Raw genomic sequence first — 13329 nt, 5'->3', positions numbered from 1 at the left:
TCGTCTTGCGCGCAGCCTCTAGCGGGATGTGCGGCAATGCTAAAGCCCAGTTTCGGACTCTCTTTCGCGGTCGGGATTGTAGAGTGCCTGCATGGCAACGCCGCTGCCCGCATTGGTCACCGCCACGGCGGCATGGACGATGGGGTGCGGCAGGGCGGCATATTCGCCCGGCGTCATGCCCATCACCGACCGGAAATCGCGGATGAACTGCGCCTGGTCCCAGTAATGCGTGTCGAGCGAGCTGATCCAGTTCATGGAAGGGTCGAGCATGTACTTGCCGAGGCTGCGCAGGAAACGCTGGCGGCGCAGCAGATTGCTGGGCGTGAAACCGAAATGGCGCCGACAGAACCTCACGAAGGTGCGCGACTGCATCCCCGCGATTTCGGCCAGTTCGGTGACGGTGTGCACATCGCTCGAGGTGATGGCGAGATGGACGTTGCGGATCGCCTGCACTTCGGCAAGCGGGTCGCCGGCGAGCGAGCGGAAGGTCGCGGCGATGAGGTCGGCAGCTTCCTCCATCCGGTCCACTTCGTGGCACAGCGTTGCCAGAAGACCAGCGAGGCCTTCCTCGACCACTGCCGTATCGACCCGTTCGAAGCGGTTCGCCATGGCTATGGCGGGCTGGCCCACGAAGCGCGCCCAGCCAGCAGGCGTGAGACCGATCCCCCAGAAACGCCCGCCGCCGATCCTGAGGCGCGTGACCCGGTCGGTCGGACCGGACAAGACGCAGGCGGGTACCTGTGCAAGGCCGCTGTCGCCGATGGCGGCCTCGTAGACTTCGGCCTTGCCGCAGCGCAAATTGGCCTCCTCGGGCGGCAACCAGTCCTCGACCACGGCGCCCGGCGCGACTTCGGTGCGGTAGTAGGCGGAAATATAGGGAGCGAGATCAGACGGCGGTCCGGCGACCTGCAAACGCAGTCCACCTGCCGCAAACTCGGCATTGGCAAAAACACGATCCGACATGATGCCTCCTCAAGCGCAGGAGGCGGCCAGGAGTTCCCTCGCGGCCGAAGGTTCAATCCGCGCCCGGTGCACCTTCCGGCTTGTGCAGCACCTGCACGGCTTCCCCGACGACTTCCTTGCGGGCGAGCGCAGCCGCCCCAAGCACCGGATGGGGGAGCCTGGCATACTCACGCGGCGCCATCCCCATGAACCGCTTGAAATCGCGGGTGAACTGCGACTGGTCGTAATATTGCGGGTCCAGCGTCTCGATCCAGTGCATCGAGGGATCGAGCATGAATTGGGCAAGGCTGCGCAGGAACCGCTGGCGGCGCAGCAGCAGCTGCGGCGAGAAGCCGAACGCCTCGCAGGAAAAGCGTTCCAGCGTGCGCGTCGTCATCGACAGGCTTTGCGCCAGCTGGGCGACCGTCGCGCAGGCCGGATCGATCAGCGCCTGCTGCGCCCGCACGATATCGTCCTCGCGCTTGTGCGGGGTTGCCAGCAGCGGTTTCAGTATGGCGAAGATGCGGTCGCGCTCTTCCTCGAGCGGTGCCTTGTCGTCCAGCCTGCCGAGCGGCTTGAGATGCGCGAGCGCAGGGTCGCGCTCCACGTCGACCGAGCGGTCGGCGTAGAGGTTTGCAGCCGCATCGACCAGCCGCGCCCAGCCGAGCGGCAGTATGCCGATGCCCCAGGTGCGCCCGGGCGGCGCTACGAAATTGATCGTCCGGCTGGTCGGCCCGGTCATGACCACGCGCGGCATGGGCTGCGGGTCTTCTGTGCCGATGCCCGCCATGAGTTGTCCGCTGGTTGCTACCCTCAGGTTTGCCCATTCCGGATGCAGCCAGTCGCGCACCGCGGAGTTCTGGCCGCGGCCCGAACAGGCCACGCTCATGTGGTAGACGGTGGTGATAAAGGGCTTCAGCTCCGGCGGAGGAAGGAAGAACGTGAGTGTTACTTCGCCCTGGTCATCCGATCTTGCCACGCGTCAGGCCCCGTTCGCCTGATCGGCCTGCGCCGCCACGGTTTCCCGGACGGGCGCTCCCCATACCCTTTGCCGCTCGGCAGCAAAGGCGCCCATCACCGGGTGCGGCAGGGCGGCATATTCGCTTGGGCTCATCCCCATGAAGACCTGGAATTCACGAAAGAAGTGCGACTGGTCATGGTAATGGAGATCGATCGTCTGCCTCCAGTTCTTGTCCTCTGACAGCATGAAAGCCATCAGGCAGCGGGTCATGCGCTGGCGCCTTAGCATGAACCTTGGCGAAAAACCGAAATGCTTGCGGCAGAGCCGCTCCAGCGTGCGCTTGTGCATCTTCGCTGCATCGGCAAAATCCTCGATCTGGGTGAGATAGGGATCGACCATGGCTGCGTGGATCGCCTCGATCCTGTCCGCGTCGCGGCATTTGCTTCTCTGGCGGCGGAGGAATTCGACCAGGGCCGCGAAGGTTTCATCCTGGGCCGGATCGGGTTCGCACAGGGCTTCGCACAGGGGCAGGAAGCGCGCAAAGGCAGGATTGGCTTCGCCGTCACCGGCAAAATCGACGTATTCGCTGGCATCTTCGCCGACGAAGGTCGCCCAGCCCAGCGGCTTGAGCCCGATGCCCCAGATTTCGGTGCTGCCCACCTCGAAATGCACCGGCTTGGCCCGAGGCCCGGTCACGACGAAGCGGTAATCCCCGTCAACGATATTTCCCTGGTCCGCCGACTTCGTCTTGCGGCTGAAGGTGTCTCCGCAGGAAAAGCGCAGGTTCGCCCATTCGGGCTGGAGGAAATCCTCGATCTTCTCGCCTTCCCGAAGATCGATCTTCATGTGGTAGACCGAGGTGAGAAGGGGTTCGAGATCGTCGGGCAGGCGGAAAAACCGCACGTCCAGCCGGCCGGATTTCTCGGGAAAGACCACTTCCACCATGCGTCACAGAGTAACGCAAATACGGGGGTTTAGCCAATCGGGCCGAGACAAAAAGAAAGGGCGCCTCCCAAAAGGAGACGCCCTTCCTGATTTCGTCCGGCCGGTCAGGCTGGCGTTCAGGCGGGAAGTGCCTTCTTCGCCTGCTCGATGATCGCCTTGAAGGCAGCGCCTTCGTTCATGGCGAGATCGGCCATCACCTTGCGGTCCAGTTCGATGCCGGCCAGCTTGGTGCCGTGCATGAACTGCGAATAGGTCAGGCCTTCGGCGCGGACCGCTGCGTTGATGCGCTGGATCCAGAGAGCGCGGAAGTTGCGCTTCTTGATCTTGCGGTCGCGGTAAGCGTACTGGCCGGCCTTTTCGACGGCCTGGCGCGCGACGCGGATGGTGTTCTTGCGGCGACCGCGATAGCCCTTGGCCTGGTCTAGGAGCCGCTTGTGCTTCTGGCGCGTGGTAACGCCGCGTTTAATGCGAGGCATATCAGTTTCTCCTTAGTTCGCGATCAGTCGAGGCCGTAAGGCGCCCACTTCTTCACCGTCTTCGTGTCGGCTTCCGACAGGACAGAGGTGCCGCGGTTCTGGCGGATATACTTCGCATTGTGGCTGATCAGGCGGTGACGCTTGCCAGCGACGCCGTGCTTGACCTTGCCGGTGGCGGTGATCTTGAAGCGCTTCTTCACACCACTCTTGGTCTTCAGCTTGGGCATTTTCATCTCCTTTACGGATATCGGTTCGGAGACACGTCCAACCAGCCCTGGCAGCCCTTGTGGCCAGACCGGCGGTGAATCACGTGTCGGTGAAGGGCGCGCAAATAGCGTTTCGGGCGGCGAATGCAAGTCAGAAGTGGGTGAGGTAGCCCCCGTCGACCGCCAGCGTCTGCCCGGTGATGTAGCTCGCCTCGTCCGAGGCGAGGAAGGCCACTGCACCCGCGATCTCGTCCGGCTGGCCCCAGCGCCCCAGCGAGGTGCGCCGTGCGAGGTGGGCCGCGATGTCCTTGTCGGCGACCATCTCGCCGTTGGCCTCGGTCGCGAAATAGCCCGGCGCCACGGCATTGACGGTAATGCCCTGCCCGCCGAGTTCCGCCGCCAGAGCGCGGGTCAGCGCGGCCAGTCCGCCCTTGCTCGCAGTATAGAGCACGTCGCCGCGCGCGATATCGGCGGCGATCGAGGTGATGTTGATGATCCGGCCCCTGCCCTTGCGCGCCATTTGCAAGGCCGCGCGGCGGGCGAGGTCGAACGGCGCTGTCAGGTTCACGTCGAGCATGGCGCGCATGTCCTCGCGGTTGAGGTCTGCCAGCGGGCGCCGGTCACGCTGGCCGACATTGTTGACCAGGATGTCGAGCCCGCCCTCGGCGGAGAGCCGCTCGAACGCCGCCGCCGTGGCCGCATCCTCGGCAATGTCGAAGGCGAGGGGTTCGCAGCCCCCACCGATGCGCGAGGCCGCTTCTTCGAGCGCCGCCGCATCGCGCCCGTTGAGCCAGACCTTCGCGCCGCGCGCGGCAAGCCGCTGCGCGATCTCGAAGCCGAGCCCGCGCGCGGCGCCGGTCACCAGCGCCTTGCGTCCCTCCAATGGCCCCCTCGCCTGCATCTCAGTCCTCGTAGATCATCTTCACGGTCATGCCGCCGTCCACATTGAGGTGCTGGCCGGTGACGAAGGTGGCGCCATGCAGGTATTCGACTGCCCCGGCAATATCCTGCGGCTCCCCGATCCGCCCGGCGGGATGTTGGGCGCGGTCCTTCGCGCGGTGGTCGGGATCGGTGCGCTTGCCCTTGCGCTGCCACGGGCCCGTCTCGATCCAGCCTGGGCGGATAGCGTTGACGCGCACCTTCGGGCCGAGTGAGACCGCCAGCGAATGGGTCAGCGCGTCGAGCCCGCCCTTGGCCGCGGCATAGGCGAAGGTTTCCGGCTCGCTCATAACGGCGCGGGTGGATGAGATGTTGGCGATGCTCGCGCTCCCGCTGCGCTGGAGGAACGGCAGGGCGCCGCGCGTCACGAGGAAGGCGGCAGTGAGGCTCGCATCGATCCACGCCTGCCAGTCGGCGAGCGACAGCCGGTCCAGCGGGCCCGCATAGGGATCGGCGATCCCGGCGTTGTTGACGAGGCAGTCGATCGCATCCTCGCCCAGCCACTGCGCGATCCGGTCGAAGGCGCGGCTCACCTCGCCCTCGCGCCCGACATTGCAGGTGAGGAACAGGGCCCCGTCCGCCGGCATGGCGCTGCGCAGTTCGGCCAGCGCCTCGCTGTCGGTATCGAGGCCGATCACGCGCCAGCCGCGGCCGTGGAAATGGGTGGTGACCGCGCGGCCGATGCCGTTGCCTGCCCCGGTCACGAGGATTGTGTTGCTATCCGTCATGCCCCGACAACGCCCCTGGCTCGCAGGAGGTCCGGCGGTCCCCGGACAGCAAAGGGGGCGAGCCACCCGACCGGCGACCCGCCCCTACGCTCTTCAGTCTGCTACGCGCTTAGAAACGCGCGCCAAGCGACAGGCCGATGTGGCCGCGCTGGAAATCGAAGCCGTAGATGTCGGAGGCTTCGCTCACGCCGACTTCGGCGCGGCCGTAGAGCGTGCTGGTGAAGCCGTGCTCGTAGCCCATCGCGAAGGCATAACCGCCACCGGTTTCGCTCTCGTCGAAGACGAAGGTGGTGTTCGTGCCGGCATCGTAGAATTCGCCGTCGAGGTAGATGGTCTGCTCGCCGTAGCCGAGCTTGGCATAGACCATGCCCGACTGGCCGGTGATCAGGCCTGCATGGATACCTGCCGACCAGAAGCCGTCCGAGCCGACGCACAGGCCGTCGGCGCAATCTTCGACGCTCGAAGCTTCGTAGTTGACGTAGGGGCCGAGCACGACGCGCTCGCTGACCGGGAAATCGACGCCGATTTCGCCGCCATAGGCGATGCCCGAACCCACTTCGTAATTGATGCCGGCTTCTTCTTCGGGATCGTTGATCCGCTCCCAGGAAACGCGACCTTCGACACGCACGCCGGCCTTGTCGGCGGCAACTGCGTTCGAGCTGTCGTAATCCTGTGCCTGTGCCGCTGCGGGCATGGCGACGCCTGCGAGCGCAAGCGCGATAATCGTCTTGTTCATGTGTTCTGAGACCCTTTTGAGTTCATGCCGTCCAAACGGCGAACGGGTCCCTAGAGGCGGCCAAATGATTGTAAAGTGAACGGCGCGGGCTTTTCCCGCCTATTCGCCGAGGCCCATGGCCTCGAGCACGTCCTCGAGCCGCGCGGGATCGCCGATGGCCAGCACATTGCCATCGCTGCCCGCATGGAGCGGCTCGCCCGACCAGTCGCACATGAGGCCGCCTGCGCCCTCCACCACCGGGGCCAGCGCGGCGAAATCGTGCAGCTTGAGGCCCGCCTCGCACACGAGGTCGACATGGCCGCTCGCGACGAGGCCGTAATTGTAGCAATCGCCGCCGTAGATGATCTTTCGCTCGGCCACCGACTTCGCAAGGCCCATGAAATGGTCCGCCTCGTGGTCGGAGAACTGGTGCGGCGTGGTGGTGGCAAGCACCGCATCGCCCAGCGCACGGCACGGCGCGCTGCGCACCGGCTTGCCGTTGAAAGTCGTCTCGCGCCCCGAAAAGCCCGCCCAGCGTTCGCGCCCGATGGGCTGGTCGATGATGCCGAGCACGGGAAAGCCGTCCTGCAGCAGCGCGATCAGCGTGCCGAAGATGGGCCGTCCGGCGATGAAGCTGGTGGTGCCGTCGATCGGGTCGAGCACCCAGCGGCGCCCAGCGCTCTCGTTGCGGATGCCGTATTCCTCGCCGAAAATGCCGTCGTCGGGGTGTTCCGCCTCGATCAACGCGCGCATCGCGGCCTCGGCGGCGCGGTCGGCTTCGGTGACGAAAGTGGAGTCCGATTTCTGCTCCTGCTCCCAGCTCCCGCGGAACAGCGGACGGATCGCTTCCCCGGCGGCATCGGCGAGACGGTTGGCGAAGGCGAGATCGGAAAGCGTTGGCATGGCGGTGCATTTGCTGCATTACACAATACGGTCAAGATAGCTTGATAACGCATCCCGCCTTCGGGTCGCATCGAAGGGGGATTACGTCACGACGTCCAAGGACGCCACTGACCGGCCGGGGCCTGGTGGCACCGAAGCCGACATTTCGTCGATCCACTCCAACACGGGATCGACGCCAAAAGGCATGCCCCTTTCGCTCAACCGGTCGCCGCACCCTGACCTGCGCCACTGGCTGATGCGCGTGGGCGTAACGTCGGTCGACATGCCCGAAGGCGCCGCGATCGAATGCGCGTCCATGTGCGAACACCCGGTCCTGCGGATGATCTACGGCGCGAAATGGACCGCCGAGACCGCAGACGGGGTGCAGGAATTCGAGCCGGGCGAAGAGGGCATGGCGCTCTATTTCGGGCCGGAAACGCGCGCCATGAAGCTGAAGGTGCATGGCTCCTTCCGGGTTGTCTCGGTCAATTGCACCTCCGGCTTTGCGCATAACTTCGACCTGCCCGAGGCGAGCGAAATGCTCGACCGCATCCTGCCGATCGACCCGTTGACGGGTCACGGCATCCCGCACGAAGGGCATCGCCCGCAGGATGATCCCGTCGCTTGGCTCGATGCCTGCGAGGCGCATCTGCATGAGCGCATCAGCAAGGCGGGGCTCGAGGAGCCGCACGGCCTGCTCGAGGCTTTCGAGTGGCAGTGCCTGACCGCTCCCAATGCGAGCCTTGCCGATTTCGCCGACACGACCGGCGTGACCCGGCGCACGCTTGAGCGGACCATCAACCGCCACTGGGGCGTAACGCCCAAGTTCGCCCTGCGCCGGGCCCGCGCGCTCGACATGGCCGCCGCCCTGCTCGGCGTGGCGGACGAGGACGAGGAGCCCGAGCTTCGCCTGCGCTATTTCGACCAGTCCCACCTGTCGCGCGAGATGCGGCACTTCTTCGACCAGACCCCGCGCGGGCTGCAGGTCGGCGATTGCCCGCTCCTGCGCATCACCATGGAAATCCGCCAGTCGCGCCGCCTGGAAGCACTGGCGAAACTGTCCGCCGACGAGCCTGCCCCGTGGCGCGACCCCGATGCCGAACCCGATACCGATTGACCGCCTGACCTGCCCATGCGTGACGAAACCGACGAGCCCCTGACCCCGGACAACCGCCTGCACTCGCTTGCGGGCGCCACCCGCGACGGCAATCCGCTGTCGTTCAACCGCGCGGCCCGCGAGGAACTGCAGCCTTGGGTGTGCCGCCTCTATGCCACCAAGGTCGAGGCTCCGGCGGATAATCTCGTGTCCTGCGGGGTGTTTTCCGACGTGCCGATCATCCGCTTCATCCTGAAGGGGGATCTGCACGGCGAGACGGCGTCAGGCTCCTACCTGCATGGCCGCGGGGCCTATTTCTACGGCCCCAATTCGAAGCGCATGCCGGCGACCTTCCGCGGCGGATTTTCGACCGTGGCGATCCAGTTCCATCCCGGAGCAGTGGGGGCGCTCGGTGGTCCGGAGATCGCGCCGCTGGTCGACGAAATCAGGACGCTGGCGGAAGTCTACCCTGCCATCCGCGAGGAATGGCTCGACGAATTCGATCTCGACGGCACGCCGCGCGACTGGATCGATTTCGTCGAACAATGCCTGCTCGACCTCGTCCGCAAAATGCAGCCGGAAAAGCCGAGCGAGACGATCCGCCTGTTCGACCTTGCAACGCTGGCCGACCCTAACCTGCAAGTGGGCGACCTTGCCGAACAGCTGGGCGTCAACCCGCGCACGCTGACCCGGCAGGTGCTGCGCGATTACGGCCTGCCACCCAAGCACGTGCTGCGCCGCGCCCGCGCGCTCGACCTCGCCGCGACATTGCGGGGTATTTGCGAAGGTGCGGAAGGCGATGAAGCGGTGATGCGTTATTACGACCAGTCGCACATGATCCGCGATTTCGGCGAGTTCTTCGGCATGACGCCGATGGTCTTCGCCCGCTCGCCCCAGCCGATCATCACGCTGACGCTGGAAGCGCGGCAGGCGCGCAAGGCCGAAGCGCTGGCGGTCGCGCACGAGGGCGGGGCGCCGAGCTGGCGCGACCCTTCATCGGAACTACCAATGGAGGGCTCGGACGAAACCTAGTCGAAGAGCGAGCTGACCGAGCTTTCGTCGGCAATGCGGCGGACCGCTTCGCCGATCAGCGGGGCGATGGTCAGGATGCGGATACGCTCGGAATCGCTCGCCGCGTCGGTTGCGCGGATGGAATCGGTGATGACCAGTTCCTTGAGCGCGGAACCGTCGACACGGGCCACTGCTCCGCCCGAGAGCACGCCGTGGGTGATATAGGCCGCGACCGATGCCGCCCCTTCGTCGAGCAGCGCCTGCGCCGCGTTGCACAGCGTGCCGCCCGAATCGATGATGTCGTCGATCAGGATGCAGTGGCGGCCCGACACGTCGCCGATGATGTTCATCACCTCGCTCTCGCCCGGACGGTCGCGGCGCTTGTCGACGATCGCCAGCGGGGCGTTGTCGAGCCGCTTGGCCAGCGCGCGGGCGCGCACCACGCCGCCCACGTCGGGCGAGACGACCATCAGTTCCTGGTCGCCGTAGCGGGCCTGGATGTCGGCCGCCATGACCGGCGCGGCATAGAGGTTGTCGGTCGGGATATCGAAGAAGCCCTGGATCTGGCCGGCGTGCAAATCGACCGACAGCACGCGGTCGGCGCCCGCTTCGGTGATCAGGTTCGCCACCAGCTTGGCCGAGATCGGCGTGCGCGGGCCGGGCTTCCGATCCTGCCTCGCGTAGCCGAAATAGGGCACCACCGCCGTGATGCGCCGCGCCGAGGCGCGCTTCAGCGCATCGATGCAGATCAGCAGTTCCATGAGATTGTCGTTCGCCGGATAGCTGGTCGACTGGACGACGAAAACATCCTCGCCGCGCACGTTCTCATGGATCTCGACGAAGATCTCCTCGTCGGCGAAGCGGCGTACCTGCGCGTCGACGAGCGGCAGTTCGAGATAGCCCGCGATCGCGCGTGCGAGCGGCAGGTTCGAATTGGCGGCCAAGATCTTCATGCGTGCGAATCCCCGTGAGCGGCTGTGCAATCCGCCTAGCGACACGTCATGGGATTGCAACATGGCATGGCGGGCCTTTCCCCGCCCGGAACCTATTTCGTGCGGTGTTCGCCCTTGATCCAGCGCACCGTGCCGCTGGAGGCGCGCATGACCACGCTTTCGGTCGTCATCACGCCGCCGCGGCGGTATTTCACGCCTTCGAGCAGCGAGCCGGACGTCACGCCGGTCGCAGCGAAGATGCAGTCGCCTTTCACCAGGTCGTCGCGCGTGTAGATGCGATTGAGATCTTCGATGCCCCACTTGCGGGCGCGGGCCTTCTCGTCGTCGTTGCGGAAGACGAGGCGGCCGTTGAACTGGCCGCCGACGCAGCGCAGCGCGGCTGCCGCCAGCACGCCTTCGGGTGCGCCGCCCTGGCCCATGTACATGTCGATCGTGGTGTCCTCGTCGGTCACCGCGATGACGCCGGCCACGTCGCCGTCGCCGATCAGCACTACGCCGCAGCCCAGGCTGCGCAGTTCGGCGATGAGGTCGGCATGGCGCGGGCGGTCGAGCACGCAGACGATGATGTCGCCCGGCTCCACGCCCTTGGCGGCCGCGACCGCCTTCACGTTCTCGGTCGGGCTCTTGGCGAGGTCGATGATGCCTTCGGGATAGCCCGGGCCGACCGCCAGCTTGTCCATGTAGACGTCGGGCGCGTTGAGCAGGCAGCCCTCTGCCGCCGCCGCGAGCACTGCAAGCGAGTTCGGCCCCGCCTTGGCCGTGATGGTCGTGCCTTCCAGCGGGTCCAGCGCGATGTCGATCTTCGGGCCCTTGCCCGGCGCGCCGCCGACCTTTTCGCCGATGAAGAGCATGGGTGCCTCGTCGCGCTCGCCCTCGCCGATGACCACGGTGCCGTCCATGTACAGCGTGTCGAAGGCGCGGCGCATGGCTTCCACGGCCGCGGCGTCGGCGGCCTTCTCGTCGCCGCGGCCGATCAGCTTGGAGGCAGCGATGGCGGCAGCTTCGGTCACGCGGACCATTTCGAGCACGAGAACGCGGTCGAGGGGATTTTCGGAAGGCGAGTTCATGGCGGGTTCAGTCCTTGAAGCCAGTTTGGGGAGCGACCGGGTGGGCGGTGCGCGAATTCGTATGCGCCGCGCCGATAGACGCAGGAGCATGACATTGTCGAGACGCGTCCTTGCGGTCGTACCCGTCCTCATTGCCGCAAGCCCGTTCGCCGCTTCGGCGCAGGAGGCCCTGCAGCCCCAGTCGGCGACGCCGCCAGAGCGCATCGATTTGCGCGTCCAGCCGGAGGACGACGGCCCGAAGTTCGAGGATTGCAGCGCCGAACAGGATGCCGCTGAAATCTCCGGCGAAATCATCGTCTGCCGCCGCCAGACCGGCGACGAGAACCGCCTCTACGACAAGGAAGCGGCCGAGCGTCGCCATGCGCAGCGCACGCAGGGCCAGAAGCCGGTGGAGATGTTCGGCATCCCGAACCACGGCCCGGTCGTCGCACGCGGCTGCTTCATCCCGCCCTGCCCGCCGCCGATGGCGGTGCTGATCGATATCGAGGCCCTGCCCGAAGCCCCGCCCGGCTCCGATGCCGACCGGATTGCACGCGGCCTTGCACCGCTGGGGCGCGAGACGCCTGTCAGCCAGCTAAGCGAGCCGCAGATCGTGACCGAGCCGGGCCGGCAGGACAATGCCGATGCGCTCGGCCTTCCCCAAGCCCCGCAGGGGCGGGCGGCAGGGGTCAGTCCTTCAGGATCGGCATCACCAGAGGCGGAGCCGTCAGACTAGGCGAGCCGTCGAGCAGCGCCAGCGCCTCGTCGACGCAGCGCTCCGGTCCCTCGTGGGTGACCATCGCCACCTGCACCTCGCCGCCTTCGTGGTCGCGGCCGCGCTGGATCAGGCTTTCGATGGACACGCCCGCATCGCGCATCGCGGCGGTGATTTCCGCAAGCACGCCCGGGCGGTCGGCCACGGTGAAGCGGATGTAGTCGCGGCCCACGCGCTGGCCCGGATCGGCAGGCGCGCATTCGCGCAGCGCCGTGACCGGCACGGAGAACGGTGCCCCGCTCTGCCCGCGGGCGATCTCGATGAGATCGGCCACCACCGCGCTGGCGGTCGGCTTGTCGCCCGCGCCTGCGCCCTGGAACAGCAGCCGTCCCGAAAAATCGCCTTCCGCCACGACCGCATTGGTCGGGCCCGTCACGGCGGCCAGCGGGTGGCGGAACGGGACGAGGCAGGGCCGCACACGCTGGAGCAGGCGCGGCTCGTCGCCGCTTTCGTCGAAGGCAGCAGTGCCGACCAGCCGGACCACGTAACCCAGCGCATCGGCCTGCGCGATGTCGGAGGCGCGCACCTTGGTAATGCCTTCGGTGCGTACGGCGTCGAAATCGATCCGCGTGCCGAACCCGATGGCGGCCAGGATGGCGAGCTTGTGCGCTGCGTCCACGCCCTCGATGTCGAAGGCAGGGTCAGCCTCGGCATAGCCCTTTTCCTGCGCGGCGCGGAGCATGTCGTCGAAATCGGCGCCGGTGCGCTCCATTTCCGAGAGCACGTAATTGCAGGTGCCGTTGAGGATGCCGTAAATCCGGTTGAGCGCATTGGCCGCCGTGCCTTCGCGCAGCCCCTTCACCACCGGGATGCCGCCCGCGACCGCCGCCTCGAAAGCGAAGGGTGCGGACTTGATCGCGGCGAGCTCGGCCAGTTCGAGGCCGTGGTGCGCGACCATCGCCTTGTTCGCGGTGACGAAGCCCTTGCCCGCATCGAGCGCGGCGCGGGCGAGCGTCAGGGCCGGACCGTCCGACCCGCCGACCAGCTCGACCACGACATCGACATCGGCGCGTTCGGCCATGGCGTGCATGTCGTCGACCCAGGCATAGGGCGACAGGTCCACGCCGCGGTCGCGGCCTCGATCGCGTGCGGTCACCGCGGTAATCTCGATCGGCCTGCCGGCACGCGCCGCGATCATGTCGCGATTGGTCTCGATCAGGCGGATGACGCCGGTGCCGACAGTGCCGAGGCCGGCAAGCGCGATGCGCAGCGGATCAGCCATCGATTTTCTCCAGTGCGGGGAAGCCGAAGGCAGTGCGCACGGCATCGGGAACCGGGGTCGGGCGTCCTTCGGGCAAATCGACATGGACGGTGAGCAGGCGCATTTCAGCGCGCAGGTCGCCGTCTTGCGCCCCGTGCAGCGTCACCAGCGTTTCCATGCTGGAATTGCCGATGCGTTCGATCGTCAGGCGGCCCTCGATCAGTTCTTCCAGGCGGATGGGCGCGAGGTAATCGACCTCTGCCCGGCGGACATGGAACTCGACATCGGCGGGCATCCCCCGCTCCTCGCGCGCTTCGCGGAAGAACTCGCTGACCAGCAGGTCGGCATATTCGAGATAGCGCGAATTGAAGACGACGCTCTGCGGGTCGACCTCGGCGTAACGCACGCGGAAGGTATGGGAAAAGGGCTTCATGCCGCCCCGCCTAGCGCAGG

At 66.5% G+C, this 13329-nt stretch carries 16 protein-coding genes; 3 read left to right on the top strand and 13 right to left on the bottom strand.

All coding sequences use genetic code 11. The features are described 5' to 3' along the window. Positions 1–39: 39 nt before the first annotated feature. From LC083_RS07345 to hisN, 9 genes are all read right to left on the bottom strand, one after another. The gene (locus LC083_RS07345) at positions 40–963 is read right to left on the bottom strand and encodes a helix-turn-helix domain-containing protein (RefSeq protein WP_226699803.1); all 924 of its coding nucleotides are present in this window, start codon (positions 961–963) and stop codon (positions 40–42) included. A 52-nt stretch (positions 964–1015) separates the two neighbouring features. Further along, entirely contained in the window at positions 1016–1921 is a 906-nt protein-coding gene (locus LC083_RS07340; RefSeq protein ID WP_226699802.1) for a helix-turn-helix domain-containing protein, read from the bottom strand. Between the two features lie 3 nt (positions 1922–1924). Then, positions 1925–2848 (bottom strand): helix-turn-helix domain-containing protein, encoded by a 924-nt coding sequence (locus LC083_RS07335; protein WP_226699801.1) that lies wholly within the window; start codon positions 2846–2848, stop codon positions 1925–1927. A 116-nt stretch (positions 2849–2964) separates the two neighbouring features. Continuing rightward, positions 2965–3324 carry a 50S ribosomal protein L20 gene (gene rplT, locus LC083_RS07330; RefSeq protein WP_160608720.1) on the bottom strand — a complete coding sequence of 120 codons (360 nt, stop codon included), beginning with the start codon at positions 3322–3324 and terminating at the stop codon, positions 2965–2967. A 23-nt stretch (positions 3325–3347) separates the two neighbouring features. Next, entirely contained in the window at positions 3348–3551 is a 204-nt protein-coding gene (rpmI, locus tag LC083_RS07325) for a 50S ribosomal protein L35 (protein WP_160608719.1), read from the bottom strand. Between the two features lie 130 nt (positions 3552–3681). Continuing rightward, positions 3682–4431 carry an SDR family oxidoreductase gene (locus LC083_RS07320; RefSeq protein WP_226699800.1) on the bottom strand — a complete coding sequence of 250 codons (750 nt, stop codon included), beginning with the start codon at positions 4429–4431 and terminating at the stop codon, positions 3682–3684. A gap of 1 nt (position 4432) precedes the next feature. Beyond that, entirely contained in the window at positions 4433–5197 is a 765-nt protein-coding gene (locus LC083_RS07315; protein WP_226699799.1) for an SDR family NAD(P)-dependent oxidoreductase, read from the bottom strand. Between the two features lie 109 nt (positions 5198–5306). Continuing rightward, positions 5307–5933, bottom strand: a complete 627-nt coding sequence (locus LC083_RS07310; RefSeq protein ID WP_226699798.1) for a hypothetical protein — start codon at positions 5931–5933, stop codon at positions 5307–5309. Positions 5934–6032: 99 nt separating this feature from the next. After that, positions 6033–6815 (bottom strand): histidinol-phosphatase, encoded by a 783-nt coding sequence (hisN, locus tag LC083_RS07305; RefSeq protein ID WP_226699797.1) that lies wholly within the window; start codon positions 6813–6815, stop codon positions 6033–6035. A 184-nt stretch (positions 6816–6999) separates the two neighbouring features. On the opposite strand from hisN, the gene LC083_RS07300 reads away from it, so the two are divergent. Together LC083_RS07300 and LC083_RS07295 are read left to right on the top strand one after the other, a co-directional pair. Further along, positions 7000–7911, top strand: coding sequence for a helix-turn-helix domain-containing protein (locus tag LC083_RS07300; protein WP_226699796.1), 912 nt, complete (start codon positions 7000–7002; stop codon positions 7909–7911). 15 nt (positions 7912–7926) lie between these two features. Then, a complete protein-coding gene (locus tag LC083_RS07295) occupies positions 7927–8922 on the top strand; it encodes a helix-turn-helix domain-containing protein (RefSeq protein ID WP_226699795.1) in 996 nt (331 codons plus the stop codon). On the opposite strand, the gene LC083_RS07290 is transcribed toward LC083_RS07295, so the two are convergent. Next, on the bottom strand, positions 8919–9854 hold the full coding sequence (locus LC083_RS07290; protein WP_222554862.1) for a ribose-phosphate pyrophosphokinase: 936 nt from the start codon (positions 9852–9854) through the stop codon (positions 8919–8921). The genes LC083_RS07295 and LC083_RS07290 overlap by 4 nt on opposite strands. A 92-nt stretch (positions 9855–9946) precedes the next feature. Beyond that, a complete protein-coding gene (glpX, locus tag LC083_RS07285; RefSeq protein WP_226699794.1) occupies positions 9947–10921 on the bottom strand; it encodes a class II fructose-bisphosphatase in 975 nt (324 codons plus the stop codon). Between the two features lie 94 nt (positions 10922–11015). On the opposite strand from glpX, the gene LC083_RS07280 reads away from it, so the two are divergent. Next, the gene (locus LC083_RS07280; RefSeq protein ID WP_226699793.1) at positions 11016–11636 is read left to right on the top strand and encodes a hypothetical protein; all 621 of its coding nucleotides are present in this window, start codon (positions 11016–11018) and stop codon (positions 11634–11636) included. Here LC083_RS07280 and LC083_RS07275 read toward each other — a convergent pair. Together LC083_RS07275 and LC083_RS07270 are read right to left on the bottom strand one after the other, a co-directional pair. Next, positions 11590–12897 carry a homoserine dehydrogenase gene (locus LC083_RS07275; protein ID WP_222554859.1) on the bottom strand — a complete coding sequence of 436 codons (1308 nt, stop codon included), beginning with the start codon at positions 12895–12897 and terminating at the stop codon, positions 11590–11592. The genes LC083_RS07280 and LC083_RS07275 overlap by 47 nt on opposite strands. Further along, positions 12890–13309, bottom strand: a complete 420-nt coding sequence (locus tag LC083_RS07270; RefSeq protein WP_226699792.1) for an acyl-CoA thioesterase — start codon at positions 13307–13309, stop codon at positions 12890–12892. Before LC083_RS07270 ends, LC083_RS07275 begins: the two co-directional genes overlap by 8 nt. Positions 13310–13329 lie beyond the last annotated feature (20 nt).

It is taken from the genome of Qipengyuania gaetbuli, from assembly GCF_020524765.1.
GTDB lineage: Bacteria > Pseudomonadota > Alphaproteobacteria > Sphingomonadales > Sphingomonadaceae > Qipengyuania > Qipengyuania gaetbuli_A.
Note: the sequence above shows the minus strand (reverse complement) of the source record. Positions and strands in the feature narration are given on the sequence as shown.

Bases quoted from the DNA above. Each gene is read 5' to 3' on its own strand.
- hisN (WP_226699797.1), bottom strand. From the start codon at position 6,815: ATGCCAACGCTTTCCGATCTCGCCTTCGCCAACCGTCTCGCCGATGCC.
- LC083_RS07295 (WP_226699795.1), top strand. From the start codon at position 7,927: ATGCGTGACGAAACCGACGAGCCCCTGACCCCGGACAACCGCCTGCAC.
- LC083_RS07300 (WP_226699796.1), top strand. From the start codon at position 7,000: ATGCCCCTTTCGCTCAACCGGTCGCCGCACCCTGACCTGCGCCACTGG.
- LC083_RS07310 (WP_226699798.1), bottom strand. From the start codon at position 5,933: ATGAACAAGACGATTATCGCGCTTGCGCTCGCAGGCGTCGCCATGCCC.
- LC083_RS07320 (WP_226699800.1), bottom strand. From the start codon at position 4,431: ATGCAGGCGAGGGGGCCATTGGAGGGACGCAAGGCGCTGGTGACCGGC.
- LC083_RS07345 (WP_226699803.1), bottom strand. From the start codon at position 963: ATGTCGGATCGTGTTTTTGCCAATGCCGAGTTTGCGGCAGGTGGACTG.
- LC083_RS07335 (WP_226699801.1), bottom strand. From the start codon at position 2,848: ATGGTGGAAGTGGTCTTTCCCGAGAAATCCGGCCGGCTGGACGTGCGG.
- LC083_RS07270 (WP_226699792.1), bottom strand. From the start codon at position 13,309: ATGAAGCCCTTTTCCCATACCTTCCGCGTGCGTTACGCCGAGGTCGAC.
- LC083_RS07275 (WP_222554859.1), bottom strand. From the start codon at position 12,897: ATGGCTGATCCGCTGCGCATCGCGCTTGCCGGCCTCGGCACTGTCGGC.
- LC083_RS07290 (WP_222554862.1), bottom strand. From the start codon at position 9,854: ATGAAGATCTTGGCCGCCAATTCGAACCTGCCGCTCGCACGCGCGATC.
- rpmI (WP_160608719.1), bottom strand. From the start codon at position 3,551: ATGCCCAAGCTGAAGACCAAGAGTGGTGTGAAGAAGCGCTTCAAGATC.
- glpX (WP_226699794.1), bottom strand. From the start codon at position 10,921: ATGAACTCGCCTTCCGAAAATCCCCTCGACCGCGTTCTCGTGCTCGAA.
- LC083_RS07315 (WP_226699799.1), bottom strand. From the start codon at position 5,197: ATGACGGATAGCAACACAATCCTCGTGACCGGGGCAGGCAACGGCATC.
- rplT (WP_160608720.1), bottom strand. From the start codon at position 3,324: ATGCCTCGCATTAAACGCGGCGTTACCACGCGCCAGAAGCACAAGCGG.